This window comes from Stenotrophomonas sp., assembly GCF_059505245.1.
On the sequence record NZ_JCACKF010000042.1, the window covers coordinates 231,305 to 255,126 of the forward strand.

20 protein-coding genes and 3 tRNA genes are annotated in these 23,822 nt (G+C 68.0%); 11 read left to right on the forward strand and 12 right to left on the reverse strand.

Annotated features, from left to right (window positions below):
- Positions 1-27: 27 nt before the first annotated feature.
- Positions 28-561 carry a polyhydroxyalkanoate synthesis repressor PhaR gene (gene phaR, locus AC5JLE_RS16785; protein WP_041864232.1) on the forward strand — a complete coding sequence of 178 codons (534 nt, stop codon included), beginning with the start codon at positions 28-30 and terminating at the stop codon, positions 559-561.
- Positions 562-635: 74 nt separating this feature from the next.
- Here the strand turns inward: phaR and AC5JLE_RS16790 are convergent, their stop codons facing one another.
- From AC5JLE_RS16790 to AC5JLE_RS16815, 6 genes are all read right to left on the reverse strand, one after another.
- Positions 636-1,598 (reverse strand): TraB/GumN family protein, encoded by a 963-nt coding sequence (locus AC5JLE_RS16790; protein WP_101765819.1) that lies wholly within the window; start codon positions 1,596-1,598, stop codon positions 636-638.
- Between the two features lie 2 nt (positions 1,599-1,600).
- Positions 1,601-2,530 (reverse strand): DUF1684 domain-containing protein, encoded by a 930-nt coding sequence (locus AC5JLE_RS16795; protein ID WP_197562064.1) that lies wholly within the window; start codon positions 2,528-2,530, stop codon positions 1,601-1,603.
- Positions 2,531-2,541: 11 nt separating this feature from the next.
- Positions 2,542-4,443 (reverse strand): DNA mismatch repair endonuclease MutL, encoded by a 1,902-nt coding sequence (mutL, locus tag AC5JLE_RS16800; protein ID WP_197562065.1) that lies wholly within the window; start codon positions 4,441-4,443, stop codon positions 2,542-2,544.
- A gap of 146 nt (positions 4,444-4,589) precedes the next feature.
- Entirely contained in the window at positions 4,590-6,158 is a 1,569-nt protein-coding gene (locus AC5JLE_RS16805; RefSeq protein WP_032956153.1) for an N-acetylmuramoyl-L-alanine amidase, read from the reverse strand.
- A gap of 82 nt (positions 6,159-6,240) precedes the next feature.
- Entirely contained in the window at positions 6,241-6,723 is a 483-nt protein-coding gene (gene tsaE / locus AC5JLE_RS16810) for a tRNA (adenosine(37)-N6)-threonylcarbamoyltransferase complex ATPase subunit type 1 TsaE (RefSeq protein WP_049405932.1), read from the reverse strand.
- Entirely contained in the window at positions 6,720-8,204 is a 1,485-nt protein-coding gene (locus tag AC5JLE_RS16815; RefSeq protein ID WP_496065495.1) for an NAD(P)H-hydrate dehydratase, read from the reverse strand. The genes tsaE and AC5JLE_RS16815 overlap by 4 nt, the downstream gene beginning before the upstream one ends.
- A gap of 23 nt (positions 8,205-8,227) precedes the next feature.
- Here AC5JLE_RS16815 and queG point away from each other — a divergent pair, with 23 nt between their 5' ends.
- Together queG and xseA are read left to right on the forward strand one after the other, a co-directional pair.
- Positions 8,228-9,298, forward strand: a complete 1,071-nt coding sequence (queG, locus tag AC5JLE_RS16820) for a tRNA epoxyqueuosine(34) reductase QueG (protein WP_032956157.1) — start codon at positions 8,228-8,230, stop codon at positions 9,296-9,298.
- 44 nt (positions 9,299-9,342) lie between these two features.
- On the forward strand, positions 9,343-10,674 hold the full coding sequence (gene xseA, locus AC5JLE_RS16825; protein WP_100450351.1) for an exodeoxyribonuclease VII large subunit: 1,332 nt from the start codon (positions 9,343-9,345) through the stop codon (positions 10,672-10,674).
- A 649-nt stretch (positions 10,675-11,323) separates the two neighbouring features.
- On the opposite strand, the gene AC5JLE_RS16830 is transcribed toward xseA, so the two are convergent.
- Positions 11,324-12,220 carry a M48 family metallopeptidase gene (locus tag AC5JLE_RS16830; RefSeq protein WP_005417787.1) on the reverse strand — a complete coding sequence of 299 codons (897 nt, stop codon included), beginning with the start codon at positions 12,218-12,220 and terminating at the stop codon, positions 11,324-11,326.
- Between the two features lie 84 nt (positions 12,221-12,304).
- Positions 12,305-14,191, reverse strand: a complete 1,887-nt coding sequence (locus AC5JLE_RS16835) for a formylglycine-generating enzyme family protein (RefSeq protein ID WP_014647818.1) — start codon at positions 14,189-14,191, stop codon at positions 12,305-12,307.
- 84 nt (positions 14,192-14,275) lie between these two features.
- Between AC5JLE_RS16835 and rnd the strand changes: the two genes are divergently transcribed.
- Positions 14,276-15,355, forward strand: a complete 1,080-nt coding sequence (gene rnd, locus AC5JLE_RS16840; RefSeq protein WP_014647819.1) for a ribonuclease D — start codon at positions 14,276-14,278, stop codon at positions 15,353-15,355.
- Between the two features lie 131 nt (positions 15,356-15,486).
- Here the strand turns inward: rnd and AC5JLE_RS16845 are convergent, their stop codons facing one another.
- A complete protein-coding gene (locus AC5JLE_RS16845; protein ID WP_046431763.1) occupies positions 15,487-17,817 on the reverse strand; it encodes a TonB-dependent receptor in 2,331 nt (776 codons plus the stop codon).
- Positions 17,818-18,048: 231 nt separating this feature from the next.
- Here AC5JLE_RS16845 and AC5JLE_RS16850 point away from each other — a divergent pair.
- Positions 18,049-18,124 (forward strand) — tRNA-Ala (locus AC5JLE_RS16850).
- 61 nt (positions 18,125-18,185) lie between these two features.
- Here the strand turns inward: AC5JLE_RS16850 and AC5JLE_RS16855 are convergent.
- Positions 18,186-18,359 (reverse strand): hypothetical protein, encoded by a 174-nt coding sequence (locus AC5JLE_RS16855; RefSeq protein WP_006457496.1) that lies wholly within the window; start codon positions 18,357-18,359, stop codon positions 18,186-18,188.
- Positions 18,360-18,517: 158 nt separating this feature from the next.
- On the opposite strand from AC5JLE_RS16855, the gene AC5JLE_RS16860 reads away from it, so the two are divergent.
- Positions 18,518-19,003, forward strand: coding sequence for a hypothetical protein (locus tag AC5JLE_RS16860; RefSeq protein ID WP_142235357.1), 486 nt, complete (start codon positions 18,518-18,520; stop codon positions 19,001-19,003).
- A 6-nt stretch (positions 19,004-19,009) separates the two neighbouring features.
- Here the strand turns inward: AC5JLE_RS16860 and AC5JLE_RS16865 are convergent, their stop codons facing one another.
- Positions 19,010-19,771 carry an SDR family oxidoreductase gene (locus tag AC5JLE_RS16865; RefSeq protein WP_478443728.1) on the reverse strand — a complete coding sequence of 254 codons (762 nt, stop codon included), beginning with the start codon at positions 19,769-19,771 and terminating at the stop codon, positions 19,010-19,012.
- 132 nt (positions 19,772-19,903) lie between these two features.
- Here AC5JLE_RS16865 and AC5JLE_RS16870 point away from each other — a divergent pair, with 132 nt between their 5' ends.
- Complete coding sequence (locus AC5JLE_RS16870) at positions 19,904-20,746, forward strand: bifunctional transcriptional activator/DNA repair enzyme AdaA (protein WP_049408320.1); 843 nt, start codon at positions 19,904-19,906, stop codon at positions 20,744-20,746.
- A 154-nt stretch (positions 20,747-20,900) separates the two neighbouring features.
- Here AC5JLE_RS16870 and curA read toward each other — a convergent pair whose 3' ends face one another.
- Entirely contained in the window at positions 20,901-21,926 is a 1,026-nt protein-coding gene (gene curA, locus AC5JLE_RS16875; protein ID WP_100450355.1) for an NADPH-dependent curcumin/dihydrocurcumin reductase, read from the reverse strand.
- A gap of 334 nt (positions 21,927-22,260) precedes the next feature.
- Between curA and AC5JLE_RS16880 the strand changes: the two genes are divergently transcribed.
- The 4 genes from AC5JLE_RS16880 (at position 22,261) to AC5JLE_RS16895 (ending at position 23,819) form a co-directional block, all read left to right on the forward strand.
- Positions 22,261-22,336: transfer RNA gene (locus tag AC5JLE_RS16880), tRNA-Phe, on the forward strand.
- A gap of 72 nt (positions 22,337-22,408) precedes the next feature.
- Positions 22,409-22,484 (forward strand) — tRNA-Phe (locus AC5JLE_RS16885).
- 141 nt (positions 22,485-22,625) lie between these two features.
- Positions 22,626-23,177, forward strand: a complete 552-nt coding sequence (locus AC5JLE_RS16890; protein ID WP_049405026.1) for a lipocalin family protein — start codon at positions 22,626-22,628, stop codon at positions 23,175-23,177.
- Positions 23,178-23,342: 165 nt separating this feature from the next.
- Entirely contained in the window at positions 23,343-23,819 is a 477-nt protein-coding gene (locus AC5JLE_RS16895) for an LEA/WHy family protein (protein ID WP_014647826.1), read from the forward strand.
- Positions 23,820-23,822 lie beyond the last annotated feature (3 nt).

The following is a 23,822-nucleotide window of genomic DNA, read 5'->3' on the forward strand; positions in this document are numbered from 1 at the left end:
CGCGTCTACTGTGACGAGTACCGCTTCATGGCTGCGACCCGCATCATCAAGAAGTATCCGAACCGCCGTCTCTACGACACCGAGATCTCCAGCTACATCACCATCGAGGACGTGCGCCAGCTGATCCTGGATGGTGAAGACTTCGAAGTCCGCGACGCCAAGAGCGGCGACGACCTCACTCGATCGGTCCTGCTGCAGATCATCGCCGACCAGGAACAGGACGGCGAACCGATGCTGTCCACCCAGCTGCTGAGCCAGCTGATCCGCTTCTACGGCGATTCCCTGCAGGGCTTCATGGGCAACTATCTGGAGCGCAGCATGCAGGTCTTCCTCGACCAGCAGCAGCAGTTCCGCCAGCAGATGGGCAACCTGCTGGGCCAGACCCCGTGGGCGATGATGAACCAGCTGACCGAGCGCAACCTGGAGTTGTGGCAGGAGTTCCAGCGCAGCATGGGCAGCGGTTTCGGTGGCCCGCGCCCGGGCGGTACCGGAACGGGAACCGGCACCGGCAACAAGCCCGGCGAACCGGGCACCGGCACCGGCGGCAAGACCCGCCGCTGAACGGCAGCTACGGCTGATACGAAAACGGCGCGCCCCTGGCGCGCCGTTCTGTTTGGCATCGCGCCAACGATGCGTCAGCGTTTCGCCTTGCACCCCGTGCACACGCGCTCGACCTTGTAGCCCTTGGCCTTCAGCTTCTCGACCACGCCATCACTGCCCAGCAGGTGCAGCGTGCCGACCACCACCAGCGTACCGCCCTGCCCGGCCTGCAGGTACGGCTGCAGCTTCGGCACCCAGGCATCGTTGCGCCCGGTGTTGATGCGCTGGTACAGCTGCGGATACTGCTGGCGCATCTCCGCCGCCATCTTGGTCCACAGCAGGCGCTCGTCGCCGCGACGCCATGCATCATGCAGCAGCCGCGCCTGCTCATCGGCCTTGCCGGCCTGGTCCAGCGCTTCGGCCAGCATCTGCCGCTGCTCCTGCACCGTCATCCCGTCAAGCATGCCGATCTGGGTATCGATGTCCTCCAGGCCCGCCGTCTTGCGACCGGTCTTCTGCGCACGCTCCATGAAGTGGCGGTCCAGGCCCAGCGCCGGGTCCAGGCCCAGCTTCTGCATCTGCCCGACCGAAATGCTCAGGCCGACGAACCAGGCCTTCATGCCCTGCATCTGTGCCAGCGGCAGCTTGTTCTCGGTGGCAAAGGCCTGCAGCTTCTGCCAGGTCGCCGCATCGAGATCACGCTTGAGCTCGCTGCCATCGGTGCGGGTCGCGGCCTGCACCATGCGGCTGGCCAGCTGTGGCGACTGCATGTCTTCCGGCGAGAGTTCGAACACCACCCGCTGCGAGGCTTCGAACGCCTGTTCGACATCGGGCGACAGCGGGTAGTCCTGCGGTTTCAGCAGATGGAACGATCCCAGCAGGTACACGCGTGCATCGCCCGGGCCGGTGACTTTCCACAACAGCGGTACGGGCGGCTTGGCCGCCGCGGCGGTCGCGGCCGCAGCCGTGGTGCCCGGCGCGTCACGGGCAGTGGCCAGTGGCGCCATCGCGCACGCCGCCATCAGCAGCGCGGCACGGAACAGATGTTTGATCGGCATGGTCAGCCTTCTCCTTCAGGCAGGTGGTAAGCCTTCTCGCCCGCTTCCACGCGCAGGTCCAGCCGGTTTTCCGGTGGCGCCAGCGGACAGGTGGCGTAGGCGGTGAACGCGCACGGCGGGTTGTAGGCATGGTTGAAATCGATGCGCACGGTGCCGTCTGCGGCGGGCGCACCGGTATCCAGGTAGCGCCCGGCCGGATAGCTGCCGCGGCCGCTGGTGCGGTCGGCGAAGATCAGGAACAGCGGCTGCCCGGGCGCACCGATCGCTTCCAGCCGCCAGCTGCGGCCGTCGCGCTCGAACTCGACCGCGCCGGCATTGGGCATCTCGGTGGTCAGGCCGGTGATGTCGACGATCGGCAGGGTCTTGCCCGGCGGGTGCGCGATGAAGCGCGCCTGCACCTGCCAGTCCGCGCCGCCCGGCCAGTACTGCAGGCCAGCGAAATCACGCCGCGCAGGCGCATCGGCATGCTTGACCCGCAGCGCGTCACGCGGCCCCCGGCGGATGATGCTGAGCTGCCCCTTGCCGCCATCGAAGGCCAGCAGCGTCGGCTGCGCGTCCTTGTCGGTGTCGACGCGGATGCGGCCGCGCACCGGCTGGCCATCATGACTGACATCGACACCGGCTTCAGGCGTGAACCACCACTGCGTCCCTTCGCGACGCAGCAGGCCCAGCTTGTCCGGGCCAACCGTCAGGCGGATGCCGTTGGTGGCGCCGCTGCCAACGAAATGGGATCTGTTCTGCAGCCAGTGCAGGCCGACCAGGGCCGTCCAGCCATCGGGCCGGGTCAGGTCCTGGTAGCGCGCCACACGCCATTGCTGCTGCGCGGCCGCGTAGGCCGGATCTTCAGCGACCGTCGGTGCCGGCGGTGTTGCCGGGCTGCAGGCGGCCAACACCACGGCGGCCAGCAGGCCCGCCATTCCCCGATAACGCATCGATGCTCCCCTCAACGTCCGCGCAGGAACCAGCGGTCGATCTCCGCCAGCGAAAAACGGGCCCAGGTCGGTCGGCCGTGGTTGCACTGGCCGGACCGTTCGGTGATTTCCATGTCGCGCAGCAGCGCGTTCATTTCCGGCACGGTCAGGCGCCGGTTGGCACGCACCGCGCCATGGCAGGCCATGGTCGACAGCAGTTCGTCACGTGCACTGGCCACGCGGCGGCTCTGGCCATGCTCGCGCAGGTCGGTCAGCACGTCGCGCAGCAGCCCTTCCGGTTCGGCATGCGCCAGCAGTGCCGGAATGCTGCGCACGTGCAGCGAACCGGGGCCAGCACGGGTCACCTCGAAGCCGAGCGCCGCCAGGGTTTCGGCTTCGCTTTCGGCGGTATCGGCCTCGCGCTCGCCCACCGCCAGCGTGATCGGCACCAGCAGCGGCTGCGACTGCAGGCCGATGCCATCGTGCGCGTTCTTCAGGCGCTCGTAGCCGATGCGTTCGTGTGCCGCATGCATGTCGACCACGATCAGGCCTTCGGCATTCTCGGCCAGGATGTAGATGCCGTGCAGCTGCGCGATCGCGTAGCCCAGCGGTGGCACGCCCGCGTCGGCGCTGGTCACCGGCAGCCCGTTCTCGGTCGGCATCGGTGGCAGTGCCACCCCGCGTTCGGCACCGGCCGGCGCGGCATACAGCGCAGCGTAGGCTGCCGGTGCATCGGCTACCTGCAGGCCCAGTGGCTGCTGCGGTCGCCACCCGGAGAATCCACCACCACCGCCGGAGCCGGCACCGGGTGCCGGACCGCGCACCAGCCCGAAACCGGAGGCGCCCGCGCTCGATGCCGTGGCTGCAGCCACGGCATCCGCCGGATGCACCGGGCCAGCACCGATCTCCTGCGCCGACATGCCGGCACGGGTATCAGCCAGCGCATCCTTCAGCGTGCGGTAGACGAAATCATGGACCAGCCGCGAATCACGGAAGCGCACCTCGTGCTTGGCCGGATGCACGTTGACGTCGACGCGGGTCGGGTCCAGTTCGAGGAACAGCACATAGGCCGGCTGGCGGCCGTGGTACAGCACATCGCCGTAGGCCATCTTCACTGCGTGTGCAACGCTGCGGTCACGCACCGAACGTCCATTGACGTACAGGTACTGCTGGTCCGCGCTGGCACGCGAATAATGCGGCTGCGCGATCCAGCCATGCAGGCGCAGGCCGGCACCGCTGTGGTCCACGCGCACGGCCTGGTTGGCGAAATCCTCGCCCAGCGTTTCGGCAAGGCGCGCATCGGAGTACAGATCGCCCGGCTTGTAGCGGCGCGAGGCCTTGCCGTTGTGCGATACGCGCAGCTCGACATCCGGCCGTGCCAGCGCCAGCGAACGCAGCCACTCTTCGATATGGCCCAGTTCGGTACGCTCGGCGCGCAGGAACTTGCGCCGCGCCGGCACGTTGTAGAACAGCTCGCGCACTTCCACCGTGGTACCCGGCGCATGCGCGCGCGGGGTCACCTCGCCGATCTTGCCGCCTTCGATCTGCAGCGCCGAACCGTGCTCGTCGTGCGCGCGGCGCGAGGACAGGGTGAAGCGGCTGACCGAGGCGATCGAAGGCAGCGCTTCACCGCGGAACCCCAGCGTTGCCACCGATTCCAGGTCGTCCAGGTCGGCGATCTTGCTGGTGGCGTGGCGCGATACGGCCAGCGGCAGCTGCTCCGGTGCGATGCCGCTGCCATTGTCGCGGATGCGGATCAGGCGTACACCGCCCTCTTCCAGATCGATGTCGACACGGCTGGCGCCGGCATCGATCGCGTTCTCGACCAGTTCCTTGACCACCGACGCGGGCCGTTCGACCACTTCGCCAGCGGCGATCTGGTTGATGAGGATCTCCGGCAACGGCCGGATCGGGCGCGGACCGGGCGCGCTCATGGGAGGTGATGGGCAGCAGACTTCATGGGTCGATGATAGCGGAGCTGCCGAGGATAGAGTCGAGCCATGCTCGACTGCGGGCTACCGACAAGGCCCAGTCGAGCGCGGCTCGACTCTACGGAAAGCAGTAACCCGCCTTCGGCGGCTTACTTGCTGCCGCCGGCCATGGTGCCGGCCGCGTCGATCTCGGCCTGGGCGCGGGCCGCATACAACGTCCCCGGCGGCGGCTGGCGGCTGAAGAAGGTGTGCACGCCATCCAGCACGGCGCCAGCGATCTTGCGCTGGTACGCCGGGTCCATCAGGCGGCGCTCTTCATCCGGATTGGAGATGAACGCGGTTTCCACCAGCATCGCCGGCATGTCCGAGGTGCGCAGCACCGCGAAGTTGGCGCGCTCGATGTTCGGCTTGTGGTTGTTGCCGATCCGCTTCAGGCCGCCCAGCACGTGGCCGGCCGCGTCTTCGGACGCCTTCATGTAGCCGCTCTGCGCCAGGTCCAGCAGCACGTTGGCCAGGGTGCCTTCGGTCTGCTGCAGGCGCACGCCACCGACCAGGTCGGCCGCGTTTTCCTTGTCCGCCAGCCAGCGGGCGCGCTGCGAAGAGGCGCCCTTGGTCGACAGCACGTAGACCGATGAGCCCGTGGCCGAGCGGTTTTCGGCCGCGTCGGCATGGATCGAGATGAAGATGTCCGCCTTGTTCGCACGCGCCTTCTGCGCACGCATCGGCAGCGGAATGAACACGTCGCTGTCGCGCGTCAGGTAGGCCTTCAGGCCTGGCGTGGCGTTGACCTGGCGGGCCAGCTCGCGCGCCACTGCCAGAGTGACATCCTTCTCGCGCTTGCCGGTCGGGCCGATCGCACCCGGGTCCTGGCCGCCGTGTCCGGGATCGATCGCCACCACCAGGTGGCGCATGCCCGCCTGCATGCGGATACGCGACGCATCGCTGGGCATGACAGGACGCGGCGGTTCCACCGGCGTCGGTGCCGGTGTAGGCACGGTGGCCGGCGGCGTGGTCACCACCGCTGCGGTGCGCTGGCCGGCGAGGATCGCGGCCGGCGAGGACGACGGCGTGCTGCTGGCGGTGACACCGGCCGCAGCAACCTGGGCCGGCGCGGTGGTCGGTGCCGGGGTCGGCGTGGCCGGTGCGGCGGCAGTGGCGCTGGCCTGCTGCTGTACCTGTGCGGTCAGCAGGGCCGTGGCACGCGCGGCATCGGTGCGCGACTGCGCGCTCTCGGCCGGAGTCGGTACAGGTGCAGCTCCCGCCGCGGGCGCCTGCGGCTGCACGGCTGGCGTCGCCGCCGGGCGGCTGCTGGCCACGGCCGGGCCATCGCCCGGCCATTCGATCACCAGCTTGGATTCATTGCCCTCGCGCTGCATCTGCGGGCGGAACGGCGCCACCGATTCGGCGAGGTCGAAAACGACGCGGAACGTGCCCGGGACCGGCTGTCCGGTACGCACCGCCGTGACCACGCCCTGCGCGGCCGGCATCTTCAGGTTGCGTATGGCGCTGGAGTCGGGGAAATCGACCACCAGGCGGTTCGGGCCGGCCAGCGACAGGGTCTTGTAGCCGCCACTGCCGACCAGCGAGATCTCGGCACGGGTGCCGGTAGCGCCGGTGTTCAGCAGGACCTGTCGGACTTCACCCGCCCACGTACTGACGCTCGCCAGACCCAGTCCGACGGCGGCACAGATGGCGATGAGACGGTTCCCCGGGCGCATGGCTCAGGATTCAATCACCGCGCTGAACGGAATGCAACACCTTTTTCCTTAATAATCCGTAACCTGCCGGTCTTTGTTCTCGTCAGCCGACAGAAATGGCCTGCAAGTCGCCCCCTTGCGGCAGCCGTTCCAGCCATTCATGTCCTACGTCGCTGGCCCCAGTGAGACGGACGCGCCGTCCCTGCCCCTCGATCTCCAGCGCCACCACCAGGTCGGTCGGCGGCAGCGCGCCGGCGCCCCGTTCCGGCCATTCGACCAGCCACAGCACCGCGCTGCCCTCGTCCAGGCCGAGGAAATCCAGCTCACCGGCCTGGCCGATGCGATACAGGTCCAGGTGCCACGCCTCGCCGCCACTGGCCAGCGGATAGCGCTCGACCAGGGTGTAGGTGGGGCTGCGAATCGCGCCCTGCACGCCCAGCGCGCGCAGCAGCGCGCGGGCCGTGGTGGACTTGCCGGCACCCAGGTCGCCGCGCAGTTCGATCAGCGCCTGCGGCGGCCGGGTGGCCGCCAGCCACTGCCCGAGCAGTTCGGTGGCGTCGCTGTCGGCAAGGAAGAATTCGGTCATGGGGAGAGGTCCGGGTTGGCCAGTCGCCGCAGCGGCGCCAGCAGATCAGTAGGAAGCAGGCCGCGCGCGCCATCGGCGGCAGCTGCATCGCCCGCCAGCGCATGCAGCAGCGCGCCCGCGGCCGCGGCATCGAAGGCCGCAAGGCCCTGCGCGCGCAGGCTGGCGATGATGCCGGTGAGCAGGTCGCCCATGCCTCCCACGGCCATCCCTGGGTTACCGGCAGCGATCAACCGGGGCGTTTGCCCAGGCGCCGCCACGATGCTGCCTGCGCCCTTCAGCACCACCACGGCGTGGAAGCGCTCGGCCAGCATGTGCGCACAGGTGTAGCGGTCGGCCTGGATTTCAGCCGTGCTGCAGCCGAGCAGGCGCGCGGCCTCGCCCGGGTGCGGTGTGAGAATGGCATCGGGCAACGCGCGCGGATCCTGCGCCAGCAGGTTCAGGGCATCGGCATCGACCACCAATGGCTTGGCGCTGGCCAGCACCCGCGCAAACAAGGCGCGTGCCCATTCGTCCTGGCCCAGACCGGGCCCGATCGCCACCACCTTCGCCTTGTCCAGCAGCGCCGGCAGCACATCGCCGTCTTCCAGTGCATGGGTCATCGCCTCGGGCAACCGGGCCAGCAGTGGACCGACGTGGTCGCGGCGGGTGCCCAGGCTCAACAGCCCCGCACCCGCGCGCAAGGCGGCTTCGGCCGCCATCGCGATGGCACCGCCGCTGCCATGGTTGCCGCCGACGCACAGCACGTGCCCGGATTCGCCCTTGTGGGTATTGGCGCGGCGCGGTGGCAACAGGGCCCGCAACCTCACCTGCGTCCAGTGCTCCGCAGCGGGTACCACGCCTTGCCAGGCCGCCGCGGGCAACAGCAGGGGCGCCAGGACCTTGTGCCCGCAATGATCCAGCGCATCGCCGGAATACAGCCCGCGATGCGCCACGATGAACTGCAGGGTCAGTGCAGCGCGCACTGCTACGCCCGGTACCGCCCCACGGTCGGCATCGACGCCACTGGGAACATCCAGCGCCAGCACCGGCGCAGTCTGCGCGTTGAGCGCGGTAATCAACGCCTGTGCCGTACCCTCCGGCGCGCGATCAAAGCCCAGCCCGAACAGGGAATCGACCCAGACGTCGGCCTCGGGCAGCATGCCGTCGAAATCGGTGATGGTGCCGCCGCCGGACCTGAATTCAGATGCTGCACGCTGTGCCAGCGCGGTCGAGGGCGGCCTGCCCGGCAGGGCGATCACCGTCACCTCGCGCCCGGCCTGCAGCGCGTGACGGGCCAGCACATGGCCATCGCCCCCATTGTTGCCAGCGCCGACCACCACGCCGATCCGCCGCGCCTGCGGCCAATGCCGCAGCAGGCACTGCCAGGCGGCCTGGCCGGCCTGCGCCATCAGGCCCCAGCCGCCGTCGGCGGCCAACGCCGAGGCCTGCGCATCAAGCGCACGCGCGGCAGCGGAATCGAACAGATCGGCAAGGTTGGCCATGCAGGGATTTTATACTGGTGCACATGTCCCCCGCCCCCACCCCTGTCGATCCGGTCCAGGCCGTGCAGCGCATCCGCGAACTGGCGCGTGCGCATGGCTTCCAGCGCTGCGGCATCGCTGGTATCGAACTGGGCGAGGATGAAGCGCACCTGGCCGACTGGCTGGGCCAGGGCCTGTACGGCACGATGGACTGGATGGCGCGCCACGGCACCTTGCGCGCGCGACCGGCCGAGCTGCTGCCCGGCACCGTGCGCGTGATTTCAGTGGGCATGGACTACAGCCACAAGGACGACACCGAAGCCTGGGCGACCCTGGCCGACCCGGGCCGCGCCTACGTGGCGCGCTACGCGCTGGGCCGCGACTATCACAAGCTGATGCGCAACCGCCTGCAGAAGCTGGCGACGCAGATCAACGATGAAGTAGCGCCACTGGGCTACCGCGTGTTCGTCGATTCCGCCCCCGTGCTGGAACGCGCACTGGCGCGCAACGCCGGCCTCGGCTGGATCGGCAAGCACACCTGCCTGATCGACCGCCATGGCGGTTCATGGTTCTTCATCGGCGAGATCTACATCGACATCCCGTTGCCGATCGACACGCCGGCCACGGCGCACTGCGGCACCTGCACGCGTTGCATCGATGTCTGCCCGACCCAGGCCATCACCGGCCCGCAGCGGCTGGACGCGCGGCGCTGCATTTCCTACCTGACCATCGAGCACGACGGCGCCATTCCCGAAGACATGCGTCCGTTGATCGGCAACCGCATCTACGGCTGCGACGACTGCCAGCTGGTCTGCCCCTGGAACAAGTTCGCCAAGCGCACAGACGAAGCCGATTTCCGCGCGCGCAACAACCTCGATACCGCGCGCCTGGACCAGCTGTTCGCCTGGGACGAGGCCGAGTTCCTGCGCCGCACCGAGGGCAGCCCGATCCGCCGCAGCGGGCACGAGCGCTGGCTGCGCAACATCGCCGTGGCACTGGGCAACGCACCGTCCTCGGCCGAAGCATTGGCCGCGTTGCAGACCCGCGTCGATGATCCCTCGCCGCTGGTGCGTGAACACGTGCAGTGGGCGCTGGGCCAGCACACGGCGCGCTGACGTGCGATCCTGAGCCCCCGCTCCACCCGCAGCACGCCGTTCCCATGCAGCCACGCAACAACGACATTTTCACCCCCAGCCAGCTCAACACCCTGGCCCGCGACCTGCTGGAAGGCAGTTTCCCGGCGATCTGGGTCGAGGCCGAACTGGGCAGCGTGGCGCGTCCTGCCTCCGGTCACCTGTATTTCACCCTGAAGGACGCGCGTGCGCAGCTGCGTGCCGCAATGTTCCGGATGAAGGCGCAGTACCTGAAGTTCGTGCCGCGCGAAGGCATGCGCGTGCTGGTGCGCGGCAAGGTGACCCTGTACGACGCCCGTGGCGAGTACCAGATGGTGCTGGACCACATGGAGGAGGCGGGCGAAGGCGCACTGCGCCGCGCCTTCGAGGAACTGAAGGCACGGCTGGAGGCCGAGGGCCTGTTCGACCCGGCGCGCAAACGGCCACTGCCGGCGCATGTACAACGTCTGGCAGTGATCACCTCGCCGACCGGCGCCGCCGTGCGCGATGTGCTGAGCGTGCTCGGCCGCCGTTTCCCGCTGCTGGAAGTCGACCTGCTGCCGACCCTGGTGCAGGGCAGCAGCGCCGCCGCGCAGATCACCCGCCTGCTGCAGGCGGCCGATGCCAGTGGTCGCTACGACGTGATCCTGCTGACCCGCGGCGGCGGTTCGCTGGAAGACCTGTGGGCCTTCAATGACGAAGCCCTGGCCCGTGCGATCGCCGCCAGCCACACCCCAGTGGTTTCGGCGGTCGGCCACGAAACCGACTTCAGCCTCAGCGACTTCGCCGCCGACCTGCGTGCACCGACGCCTTCGGTGGCAGCTGAACTGCTGGTACCCGACCAGCGCGAACTGGCACTGCGCCTGCGCCGCACGGCCGCGCGCATGGTGCAGCTGCAACGGCATGCGATGCAGCAGGCGATGCAGCGCGCCGACCGCGCCCTGCTGCGCCTGAACGCCCAGAGCCCGCAGGCGCGGCTGGACTTGTTGCGCCGACGCCAGCTGGACCTGGGCCGGCGCCTGCATGCGGCGTTCAACCAGCAGCAGGAGCGCCGCGCCGCGCGCCTGCGTCATGCGGCGGCAGTGCTGCGCGGGCACCATCCGCAGCGCCAGCTCGATGCGATGCAGCGCCGTCTGGCTGCCCTGCGCGGGCGGCCGCAGGCCGCAATGCAGCGCCTGCTGGAGCGCGATGCACTGCGACTGCGCGGACTGGCGCGTTCACTGGAAGCAGTCAGCCCGCTGGCGACCGTGGCGCGTGGCTACAGCATCCTGACCCGCAGCGATGACGGTACGCTGGTGCGGCACATCGACCAGGTGCAGCCTGGTGACGCCCTGCAGGCCCGCGTCGGCGACGGCGTGATCGACGTACAGGTCAAGTAAGGGGTGTTCGGCAGGGCTGCGCCCTGCACCTGCGGTAGTGCCGGCCGCTGGCCGGCAACCTCAACAGCAACAGCAAAAGCGGCTCTGGATTGCTGATGGTTTGGCGGGGCGGTGTGGCTGTGCAGGACACGCCGTAAACCCCGCTGCGCGGTCCGGCCCAGCCGCTGGCGGCTGTGCGTTCGGGCGCTTGCGAAGCAGTGCTTCGCAAGCAAAGCGCCCTCACCCCTGGGGGCTCGATGGCGCCAACGGTCCTGCACAGCCACACCGCCCACCTCTGACAGATTCCGATGACTGTTGGTAGGTGTCGAGCTTGGTCGACACGGTAGATCCACGCCATGCGTGAATGCATCTCTGCCAGATATCGAATCAATTCGGGGTCAGATCCGTTTTCCTACGGAAAACGGATCTGACCCCAAGAGCATTTCCCACAGACCGCAGCAAACTGTCGAAGGCAGGGTGGGTCCGGTTGCGGGGGTGTCCGCGGCATGGATGCCGCGGCCAAGCCCCCATGGAAGGGATTACGGCGTCTCCCGCAACCGGACCCACCCCGCCATCCCTCAGGAAACCCACTTCTGCTGTTGCTGCTGCCGGCCAGCGGCCGGCACTACCTACCGCGGGTGCAGGGCTGCAAGCCCTGCCGCCCCTCCCCCTACTTTGCCTGCTCGCAGAACTTCTGCCGGTACTCGAGTGCCTTCGGCATCAGCGCCTGCAGGTTCTGGATGCGGGTACCCGGGTTCGGGTGGGTGGAGGCGAACTCCGGCGGCGCCTGGCCGCCACTGGCCTGGCCCATGCGCTGCCACAGCGGCACCGCCTCGCGGGGATCGAAGCAGGCCGCTGCGGCCAGCATCAGCCCCACTTCATCGGCCTGCGTCTCGTGGCTGCGCGCATAGGGCAGCAGGTAGCCGTAGCCCATCGCCGACATCATCATCTGTTGCTGCTGCGCATCCATGCCGCTGGCGGCACCAGCCATCTGCCCGATCTGGGTCAGTTTCTGCTGCGCCATCCGCTGTGCACCATGGCGTAGAAGCGCATGGGCGATCTCATGGCCCATCACCACCGCCATCGCGTCACGCGTACGCGCCACCGGCACCAGGCCGGTGTAGACCGCCATCTTGCCACCCGGCAGGCAGAACGCATTGGCCTGCTCGGACGGGATCACATTCACTTCCCACTGGAAATCCCGCGCGAAATGCGCCGGCTGCACGCCGTGCTCCTGTGCCAGCGCGGTCTCCACCACGTCCACCTTGGCGATCAGGCGCTGGGCGATGTCGCGCACATCACGCGCGATCGGCGCATTCGGATCCATCGGCCGTTCCTGCGACAGGATCTGCTGGTAGGCCTGCAGCCCGAGCGCGGTCTCCTGGCGCGCATCCAGGCTGCTGTCGATCATCACCTTCTCGCCAGTGTAGGGATCGACCGTGCGATTGGAGAACCAGTAGAACACCGCATAGCCCGCTGCCAGCAGCAGCACCCACCAGCGGATGTTGCCGAACAGGCCGCGCCGCTGCGGGCCTTGCGGCGAGCGGGAAAAGGGATCGTTGCGCATCGGTGTCTTCCAGCAGGCCCCGCCGGCCGGCGGGCACGGCGCAATCTTAGTGCGCGGACGCCAGCAGCGGGTGAAGCCCGATGCTCAGATGCCCCGTACCAGACGGAAGCCGATGCGCGCGTTGGTGGTGTCCGAGTCCTGCGATTGCCGCCAGGCCGCACGGGTCTGCTCGGGCGCATTGGCCCAGTTGCCGCCCCGGATCACCCGCGACCGGCAGCCCGGGTTGAACCAGGCGACACCATCGGACGGCGCACGCCGGTAGCTGGCATGCCAGCAGTCGGCCACCCACTCGCTGAGATTGCCGGCCATGTCGTGCAGGCCGAAGGCATTGGCTTGGAAACTGGCCACCGGCGCGGGCCCCCACCAGCCATCGCCATAGCCGACGAAGGCGTTGTGCCAGTGCCGCCCCGAGGGCGAGACATCCTTGCTGCCGGTGAAGTTGCCAGCGCCGGGCGGCGGCGTGCCGGCGTCGCCCCACGGATAACGGCCACTGCTGCCGGCACGCAGCGCGTACTCGAATTCGGCCTCGCTCGGCAGCCGGTAGCTGCGTCCTGTCTGCTCGGACAGCCACGCCGCGTAGTTTTCGGCATCACGCACGCTCACATGCATCACCGGCGAATTGCCCAGTGCGCGCGCGCCATCGTAATCGGAACGCCAGTCCACACCGCTGCGGCGGATGAAATTGCCGCTGCGCTCGTCATAGACCACCGAGTGGCCGCGCCGGGTCGCACGCGGCCGCGCATTGGTCGACTTCACATAGCGCTCGAAATCACTGACCGTGATCTCGGTGATCGCCATCGCAAACCCGCGGTCGAAGCGCACATAATGCGAGGGCCGCTCGGCATCGCTGGCACCGGGCTCGGCATCACCCGCGCCCATCTGGAAGCCACCATGCGGCACCACGATCATCTGCGGGCCGCGCCCGCCATCGCGCATGGCGTCGCTGAACACCTGCCCGGGACGGAAGCTGCCGTAATGGGTGGCCAGGTCGATGCGTTCGCGCAACTGGGCCACCACCGCATCCCCTGGCAAGGCGATGCGCAGGGCCTCGGCCAGCTTCTCGCGCGCCGGCTTCAGGCCCTGTGGCGTCGCCAGTTCGCGAAGGCCATCATCGCGCAGCTGCAGCAGTGCCGCCGCGCGGATCTGTTCGATACGTTCGAAGGCATCGGCAATGGCCGGTGATGAGTCACGGACCTTGCTGGCTTCGGCCAGCCAGGTGCCGGCGCTGGCAAAGTCACGCACCCGCGCCGCGTCCTCGGCACGGCGGATCAGGCCACTCTCGGCCGCCGCCAGGCCCTGCCGTGCCCGGCTGTTGTGTTCATCCAGGGCCAGCGCTTCACGGAAGTTGCCGATCGCTCCGTCACCGTCCTCACCGATCCGCCCCGAACGCAGGTCTTCCTCGCCGGCACGGTTGTAGGCCACCACGCGCTGGGCGAGCTCCACCCGTCCCTGCAGCGCGCGAACCTTCTCATCCTTCGGCGCCAGGGTCAGCAGCACCAGTGCCTGGCGGCTGGCCTCGGCCAGCGCCTCGCGCTGCTGCAGCGGCCGGACCAGCAGGGCATCGGCCTGCTGCTGAAGGCGCTGGCGGGCGCGCTGCAGGCCGTTGCGGGCCTGGCGGTCATCCGGGTCTTCTTCCTGCACCGCCAGCCACAGCGGAACCGCCGCGTCGGCGTCCTCGTACAGGCGCCCTTCGGCGAACGCCTTCTCGGCCGCGCGACGCAGCTGGGCCAGGCTGCGCCCCTGCCGATCGACCCGCGGTGGCGTCCACCGCTGCACATCCTCGGCGGCATCCTCACCGGCGATGGTGACACTGCCCTGCGCCGCCTCCGGCGTCGCGTCCGCCTGCATGCCTTGCTGCGGCCGTGCGTCTTCGCCAGCAGCCGGTCCCGGCTCCGGTGTCGCCGAGGGCGACGGCGTGCAGCCGGCCAGGGCCAGGGCGGTGCACAGCACGGACGACAGCGGAAAACGCAAGCAGGATCTCCTTCGGCACGGATGCGGACCGACGTTAGGCTATTCTCCCCTGCCTGAGCAAACCCGAGTAGTAGGCCCTGACCCGTGGCAATCTGGATCACCACCCCCGCCGAGCTGGATCCGTACTTCCAGCAGCGTCCGGCCCGCATCGGCCTGGACACCGAATTCATCCGTGAACGCACCTTCTGGCCGCAGTTGGCCCTGGTGCAGATGGCGGTCGGGCAGGACATCCTGCTGATCGACCCCCTGATTCCCGGCATGACCGAGGCGCTGGCGCCGTGGCTGGCCGATGAATCGATCGTCAAGGTGATGCACAGCGCCAGCGAAGACCTGGTCGCCTTCAAGTGGGCCTGCGGCGTGTTGCCACGTCCGCTGTTCGACACCCAGATCGGCGCCTCGCTGGCCGGCATCGGTGGCGGTATGGGCTACCAGAAGCTGGTCGCGGAAATCACCGGCGTGGCGCTGGCCAAGGGCGAAACCCGTTCGGACTGGATGCGCCGCCCGTTGTCCGAGTCGCAGCTGCAGTACGCCGCCGACGATGTCGAGCACCTGTTCGCGCTGCATGACGCCATCGATGCCAGGTTGCAGGCGCTGGGCCGCCAGCAGTGGCTGCACGACGACGGCGAGCGCCTGCTGGCCAGCGTCGCCAACGACGAAGACCGTTGGCCGCACCTGGCGATGCGCTCGGCGCAGTTCCTCGACACGGCCGCACAGCATCGGCTGCTGCGTCTGCTGCGCTGGCGCGATGTGCAGGCACGCAGCAGCGACCGCCCGCGCAGCTGGATCCTGGACAACGAACTGGCCGCCACGCTGGCACGCACGCCACCGGCCGATGCCGCCGCACTGGGCAAGCTGTTCGAACAGTTCCCGAAGGCACCGCGCAAGCTCGCGGGCGCTGTGTGGCAGGCGCTGGATACGCCGCTGGCCGATGAGGCCGAAGCACCGCTGGCGCTGCCGGCCAACGACAGCAACAAGCAGGCACTGAAGAAGCTGCAGGACGCGGTTGCCGAGCGCAGCCGCGAACTGGGCCTGCCGGATGGCGTATTGGCCTCACGCAAGCACCTGGAAAGCTATCTGGAACGCCGCCAGTGGCCGGCCGCACTGGCCGGCTGGCGCCAGCAAGAGCTGGAAGCGCGGCTGCAGGCGCTGCTGCCGGCACGCTGAAGCACCGGGCGCGGCGCCGGATTGCATTCCCGCCGCCGTCGAACGCAACAAGAAGGGCGACCCGGATCACCGGGCCGCCCTGCGCACTCCAGCAGTGCGAGGGTGGGACCGCCCACCCTCGCGGCAACGCCTTACCAGTTCATGTTCAACGAGACACCGACGGTGCGCGGTTCGTTGTAGACCGCGGCCATGTAGTTCTCGATCACACCCTTGAGGTTCTTCTCGTTGGTGATGTTGCGCGCGAACAGCGCCACTTCATAGGCACCGTAGTTGCCCGAGTAGCCGATCTTCAGGCCGCCCTCGAAATCACCCTTGGAGTTGAACTCCTTGCTGTCGTACAGCACGAAGCTGGTGTAGCCCTGCTTGTTCCAGTCGGTGGACACGAACATGGTGCCCGCGTCGCTGACCGGGAAGTCGTAGCGGGCGGCCAGGTTGACGTTGTACTTCGGCGCGTTCGGCAGCGGGTTGCCGTCGATCTGCGCGAAGGTGTTGGCACCGACCTTGATGGTCGGGTCATTCACCGTGCACACCACCTTGCCGTTGAGGCCGCAGACCTGCGCGTAGACGCGCTTGTCCTTGATCTCGCTGTGCAGCAGGCTGACGCCGGCGCTCAGGGTCAGGTTCGGGATCGGGCGCAGCTCCATGTCCGCTTCGAAACCGTAGGCCTTGGCCTTGTCGGCATTGAACAGCACGCCGTTGCCGTCCGAATCGTTGCCGTTGAGCTGGATGTCATTGACGGTGTAGGTGAACGCGGTGGCGTTCAGGCGCAGGCGATTGTCCCACAGGCTGCTCTTCACGCCGGCTTCCCAGGACAGGATGGTCTCGGAATCGGCGGTGGTGAAGTCGGCATTGAACACCGCCGAACGGCCCTGGATGGTCGGGCCGCGGAAGCCGCGTGCGACCTTCGCATAGACGCTCACGTCCGGCGTGATCTGGTACATCGCGCTCAGATCCCAGCTCGGGGTGGTGTCGGACATCTTGACGTCGGTGCGGCCCTTGTAGGTCACCACGCCGGCGGCGGTGTCAGCGGTCTTCAGCAGGCGGGTGTGCTTCTCGTCCTTGGTCTGGCGCAGGCCGGCCGTGACGGTGAACTTGTCGGTGAAGGCGTAGCTCAGCTGGCCGAAACCGGCCCACGAGGTGTTCTTATTGCGCAGTCGCACCCAGTTGTTCGGGTTGCGGGCCGCACCCTGCAGGAACCACGCACGCTGGTAGAAGTCGGTGGTGTCGCTGCCGTTGAAGTAGAACGCACCGGCCTGCCACTGCAGGGCGCTGTCGTCATGGCTGGCCAGGCGGAATTCCTGGGTCCACTGGTCCAGATCACGGATGCGGCCCATCGACTGGCCGTAGCCGTTCGGCACGCCGTTGACCGGGAAGTTCACCGCAGCGCCGCCGTCGGTGTCACCACGGCTGTAGCCGGAGGTGGTCTCATAGGCGGTGATCGAGGTGAAGTCGATCGCGCCGAAGTCGTAGCGTGCCTTCACCGAGCCGCCGTAGGTCTTGTAGGCCTGCGGGTTGTTGTCGGCTTCGTCGTAGGCGACCTGGTCGCGCGGCACGTCGGTCTTGTTCGAGCCCTTGGTCAGCGCACCACGCAGGAACAGGGTCGAGGTGCCTTCGTAATCACGGGCGTGGGCCGAGGCCAGGATCGAGAACTGGTCGCTCGGGGTCAGCAGCAGCTGCGCGCGCACGTTGCGGTCATCGAAGCCGCCCATGGCGTTCTTCTTCGGGCTGACCGTGCCGTCAGCACTCGGGCCCTTGTAGGTGTTGTCGACGTAGTCGTCGCGGTGCTGGTACAGCGCCGACACGCGGAACGAGGCGATGTCGTTGATCGGGCCGCCAAAGCCGCCGTCGATCGACACGCTGTTGTAGGTCGCATAGCTGGCGCTGACGCGGCCGGTGTAGTCCTGGGTCGGCTTCAGCGTGTCGAACTTGATGATGCCGGCGGTGGTGTTGCGGCCGAACAGCGAGCCCTGCGGGCCGCGCAGCACTTCCACCTGGTCCACGTCATAGACCGGGTTGGACTTCAGCACCACGTGCTCCAGCACCACATCGTCCTGGATGATCGACACCGGCTGCGAGGCACCCAGGTAGAAGTCGATGTTGCCCAGGCCGCGGATATAGAAGCGCGGGAAGATGCGGCCGGTGGTGGTTTCCGCATACAGGCTCGGCACGCGGCCGGACAGCGCCAGCAGGGTGTCGTCGCCGCCGGCGGTGAAGTCGCGCATGCGCTCGCCCTGCACCACGCCCACCGAGACCGGCACTTCCTGCAGGTTCTGCTCGCGGTGCTCGGCGGTCACGGTGATCGTGTCCAGGCCCGTCGGGGTCGGCGCGCTGTCCTGCGCGGCGGCACCAAAGCTGCCGACCAGGGCCAGGCCGGCACAGGCCAGGGCCAGCGGATGGCGGCGGAAGGAAACGAAGGAAGACGACATACCCGACAGGCGGCGGGAATCGGAATGGGAGGGCATGGAATGCTCTGAGGAGGCGTCCGTGCGGCCTGCGCGAGCCGGGCGGCAAAAAGGAGGAGAACTGCGCAAGCCGCCATTATCCCCCAAATTGTTACGATTTCGTTGCGCGGCATCCGGGCCAGACAAACCGGACGGTTTCGGCACAGTGCACGCCTTCATGCCACGCCGTCCGGCACATCAGGGGTCGGCTTGGCAAGGCGCAGCCAGTTGGCTACACTGAAGCCCTGCCGTGGGGCCATAGCTCAGCTGGGAGAGCGCGTCGTTCGCAATGACGAGGTCAGGAGTTCGATCCTCCTTGGCTCCACCACTCATTAAGAAGACCCGCCGATCGTCGCGATCTGCGGGTTTTTTCTTGCATCGATCACGAGTCAGGCAGGTTCCTGATCCCCGTCCTTGCGGCGTGGACCACGCGAATGCGTATCACGCACCTGCTGATCGCGCTGCCCCGGCCGCTGCTTTGCCACGTCCTCCTGCGCCCTGTCCTGACGGCTTTCCTGTACGCCCTGTTTCGGATCGCCAGGGTCTTTGTCGCGCTCGCTCATCGAAGTCTCCTGTGCCGGCGAAGGCCGATCAGGACTTCACGCTAGAGGCTGCGCAGTGATCCGCAGGTCAGGCCCGCGCGAACAGCGTGTGCAGTTCCGCTTGCCGCCGCAGCCCACGGCTCTGCAGAATCCGGACCAACATGCCCAGCCAGTCCGCGATGTCACCTCCCGCCCAGCACGCCGCGCGTACGCTGCCAATGCGCCTCGATCCAGCGGACGGCAGCATCCAGCTCGGCCACCTGACGACGTTGATCTGCCCCACCCTGTCACTGGAGGAGGCGCGCATCGCCTTCGCCACGCTGATGCATGGCGAGCGCGATGCCGGCACCGGCTATCACTGGCTCAGCCTGCACCGGGTCAGTCTGGGCGGTGCGCCCGCCGGCATCAGCCTGTGCTTCCACGGGCAACAGCTCGACATGGTGACGATCGGCGTCGATCTGCCGGGTGCGACACTGGAAGACGGCTGGCCGACCCAGGTCGCGATCGATGCCGAAGTCGCTTTCATGCGCCGCACCTTGGCCACGGCTCTGGGGCGCAAACTGGCAGGTGGCCGCGCCCGGTTCGAGTGGGGCGAGGCATGGGCCCGGTTCGACCCGAAAGGCTTCATGGCCAGCAGCGGTATCCACTACACGCCGCGCTCATGACGCCGCTCAGGTACGGGTGATCGACACTCCACCTTCAACACGCATCGCGGTACCGGTAACGAAACTGCTTTCATCGCTGGCCAGGAACAGCGCCGCGTTGGCGATCTCCTCCGGCTCGGCCATGCGCTTGAGTGCGTGCAGCGAGCGCACGAAGTCGCGGGCATCGCCGGTGGGTGCGGCCTGCCGGCCCATCTCGGTATCGGTACCGCCAGGCAGCAGCACGTTGCTGCGTACGCCACGCGCGCCGTACTCGGCGGCGATCACCTGGCTCAGGCCGATCAGTCCGGCCTTGCTCGACGCGTAGGCGGCCATGCCCGGGAAGCCCACGGTATGGCCGACAAAGGTACCGACAAACACCAGCGAGCCACCCCCGCGTGCCAGCAATGCCGGCAACTGCGCGCGTGCGGCATGGAAGGCGGCATCGAGATTGGTGGCCATCACCTCGCGCCATGCATCCGCCGGGAACTCCGCCGCCGGTACGCCCGGGCCGAGCATGCCGGCATTGTTGAGCGCGATGTCCAGGCCTCCGAATGACTGTTGGGCCAGATCGACCAACGCCTGCGCCGTGCCCGGCTCGGCCACGTCGGCGGCATGCACCACCACCTCGCCGCCGGCGCCACGGATCTGCTCGGCCAGTGCGTGCAGCGGTTGCGGCCGCCGCGCATTGAGCACCAGTTTTGCCCCTTCGGCAGCAAAGCGCAGCGCGCTGGCACGACCAATGCCAGCGCTGGCACCGGTGATGAGGGCGATCTTGTTGTTCAGGCGCATGAGGGTGGTACCGGTTGTGGAGTGGCCGCCACGATGCCGCGCCTCCGGCCCACCAACACTCCGTTTCCGGGCCTCGCGGCCAGGTGCAGGAAACGGAGTTTCCGCAGAACCAGCACGTGCCAGAATCCGCCCATGGACAGCACCGCCACCACCGCCCTCGACGCCCGCGTCGAACGGGTCTGCCGCCATCTGCAGGCCAGCCTCGACGAGCCCTCGCTGCAGGAGCTGGCCGACATTGCCGGCTGCAGCCCGACGCGCCTGCATCGCCTGTTCAAACAGGCCACCGGGCTGACCCCCAAGCAGTACGCTGCCGCGCTGCGCGCCGACCGCCTGCGCACCGGGCTCGAACAGCAGGAGCGCATCACCGATGCCTTCCACGATGCCGGCTTCGGCTCCAGCGGGCGCTTCTACGAGAACGCACCAAAGTTGCTGGGCATGACTCCCAAGCAATGGCGCGCAGGTGGTCGCGGCGAAGTCATCCACTTCGCGCTTGCCGAAAGCTCACTGGGCAGCGTGCTGGTGGCCAGCAGCGGGACCGGCGTGGTCGCGATCCTGCTCGGCGACGATCCGGAGGCGCTGCTGCAGTCACTGCAGCAACGCTTCCGCCAGGCCGAACTGGTCGGTGCCGACCACGGCTATGAGCAACTGGTGGCACAGGTGGTGGGCCTGGTCGAGGATCCCTCGCGAGGCGCCACACTGCCGCTGGATATCCGCGGCACCGCCTTCCAGCAGCGGGTATGGCAGGCACTGCAGCAGATTCCGCGCGGCCAGACCGCGTCGTATGCGGATATTGCCGCGCATATCGGTGCACCACGCTCGAGTCGTGCGGTGGCACGTGCCTGCGCGAGCAATCCATTGGCGGTAGCCGTGCCCTGCCACCGCGTGGTGCGCCGCGACGGTGACCTGTCCGGCTATGCCTGGGGCGTTGCGCGCAAGCGCGAACTGCTGCGCCGGGAAAAGGTCGCCAACGGCTGACGCCACCCGATAGCCGCCGACCTTGGTCGGCACACCCAGCTTCCGGTAGGTGCCGACCTTGGTCGGCACGCCCAGCTTCCCGTAGGTGCCGACCTTGGTCGGCACGCCCAGCTTCCCGTAGATGCCGACCTTGGTCGGCACACCCACCAAGCACTCAATCCAGCTTCACCACCAGCTTGCCGAAGTTGCGCCCCTGCAACAGCCCGAAGAACGCCTCCGGCGCCTTCTCCAGACCTTCCACCACATCCTCGCGGTACTGGATGCGGCCCTCGCGCAGCCACTGCGGCATCTCGCGTTCGAAGTCCGGCCACAGGTGGTTGAAGTCGTGCACGATGAAACCACGCACGGTCAGGCGCTGGCGCAGGATCTGGTTGAACAGTGACGGCAGCCGATCCGGGCCAGGCTGCTCGACGCCCCGCTCGTTGTAGGTAGCGATGGTGCCGCAGACCGGAATGCGGGCGAAGTCGTTGAGCAGCGGCAGCACCGCATCCAGCACATGGCCGCCGACATTCTCGAAGTACACGTCGATGCCCGCAGGCACTGCCGCGCGCAGCTGGTCCGCAAAATCAGCCACGCGATGATCCAGCGCCACGTCCACGCCCAGCGTCTGCAGATAGGCACGCTTGGCCTCGCCACCGGCGATGGCGACCACGCGCGCGCCCTGCAGCTTGGCCAGCTGCGCCACGGTCGCGCCCACCGGCCCGGTCGCGGCGGCTACCACCAACGTCTCGCCCGGCTTCAGACGGGCGATTTCATGCAGGCTGGAATAGGCGGTGAAGCCGGGCATGCCATATACCCCCAGCGCCGTACTGAGCGGCAGCCCGGCTGGATCCAGACGACGCCCCAGCGCCTTGGCCGGCAGCACCGCGTGGGTCTGCCAGCCACCCGGCGCCAGCACCAGCTCGCCTGCGGTTACGCCCTCGGCCTTGGATTGCAACACCTCGGCCACGGTCTGGCCTTCCATCACCGCCCCTACCGCCACCGGCGCGGCATACGACGGGCCCTCGTCCATGCGTCCTCGCATGTACGGGTCCAACGAAAGGTAGCGGTTGCGCAGCAGCACTTCGCCCTCGGCCAGTGCCGGCAGCGCAACCTGTTCCAGGCGGAAATTGGCTGCACTTGGCGCCCCCTGCGGACGCGAGGCAAGCACGATGCGGGACGCGGTGGAGCAATCGGACATGGCCAGGTCTCTGCTGTTGCCAGCATCGGGAAAGGACTGCCGACACTACGCTGCGGCGATCCTCGATGGCGGCCACGAAAACAGCGTTCCATTGCCCGGACCCGCGCGGGTCCGGCGCACCCCTTGCCCTTGCAGCTTTGGCGAACGCGGCGACCTGCTGATTTCCACCGCAGACGACAATCGATGGGGCACGCCCCGCCCCACAACGGAGGATCAAGCACTTGCGAGCGCGCAGAGGGCAATGTGAAGAAATCTTGGCAAAACGCTTGCCGAAGGCAGCCGACCTCCGTAATATACGCGTCCTTGGCAGCGACCTCGCTGCAACGAAACATGTGGCCGAGTAGCTCAGTTGGTAGAGCAGGGGATTGAAAATCCCCGTGTCGGCGGTTCGATTCCGTCTTCGGCCACCACTTTCGAAGGCCTGCAGAAATGCGGGTCTTTTTTTTCCGGAAACCGCACTCACCGCGGTAGCCACACAATTTGGCCGAGTAGCTCAGTTGGTAGAGCAGGGGATTGAAAATCCCCGTGTCGGCGGTTCGATTCCGTCTTCGGCCACCATCTTCAGAGACCTGCAGAAATGCAGGTCTTTTTTTATTCGCGCTTCGCGCAAGCGGCGACCACCGTGGCCCGGTTGACGAAACATTTACACCGGCACGGGCCGCGGCACCTACGCTCCAGACTCCTGCCTGGAGCCTGCCAATGCATCTGCGCCCCGCCCTGCTCGCCTGCCTGCTGCTGGCCGCCTTCCCGGTGATCGCCACTGAACCGGTGCGCGCGGTCGAGCACCTGGACATTGATCGCTACGCGGGCCAATGGCACGAGATCGCGCATCTTCCAGTCTCGTTCCAGAAGCAGTGCGTGGGCGACATCACCGCCAACTATGGCCTGCGCCGCGACGGCCGCATCAGCGTCACCAATGCCTGCCGCAAGGGTGACGGCGAGCGCGTAGTCGCCGAAGGCGTGGCACGCCCGGTGGCCGGCCATCCCGGGCAACTGCAGGTGCGCTTCGTCCCCGACTGGCTGAGCTGGGCGCCCCTGGTCTGGGCCGACTACTGGGTGCTGGCGCTGGACCCGGACTATCAATGGGCCCTCGTCGGCGAACCCGGCCGCAAGTATCTGTGGATCCTCTCGCGCCTGCCGGAGATGGAGCGCGATCGGTTCGAACAGTTGAAAGCCAAGGCCGAGTCGATGGGGTACGACCTCGGGCCACTGCGCCTGATGGCCCCGCTGCGCGATCCCGCGGCCGACTGAACCGCTTCGCATCCGGCGCATCGTGCGCGCGCCATCCGGCGTTGTGCATGCCCGACCGCCATCTTCACGCGCTACCCTCTGCGGACGGGTCGCTCCGGGCGATCCATAAAACCATACGCCGTAGTATGCTTACCCCAACGCACCCCCTCCAGAGGACTTGCGCCCATGCTCCACCGCTTCCGTACCGCCTTGATCGTCCTGTGCACCCTCGCCCTTGTTGCCTGCAGCAACGGCATCGTCAAGCGTGTTTCGGAACCGGCGGCCAGCCTGCAGCAGCTGACCGTGCGTGCCGACGGCAACTGGACCGTGGCCCTGCGCCTGCAGAACTTCAGCTCGATGCCGATGACCTTCGATGATGTCTCACTGGCGCTGACCGTCGGCGACAGCGATGCCGGCACCCTGCAGGTCAAGCCCGGCATTTCCATCGGCGGCACCTCCGCCGACGTCATCAATGTCGACCTCGTGCCCAGCTCGACCGCGCGCCTGGTGGTGGCCGACGCGCTGGCCAGCAACCGCACCCTGGCCTACGCCCTGAAGGGAACGGTGGCGGCCACGCCGCAGGAAAAGAAGCAGCGCAGCTTCGACATCAGCAGCCGCAGCACCCTCAACCAGGCCCCCGGCCTGCCCGGCGTGCTGCGCTGAACC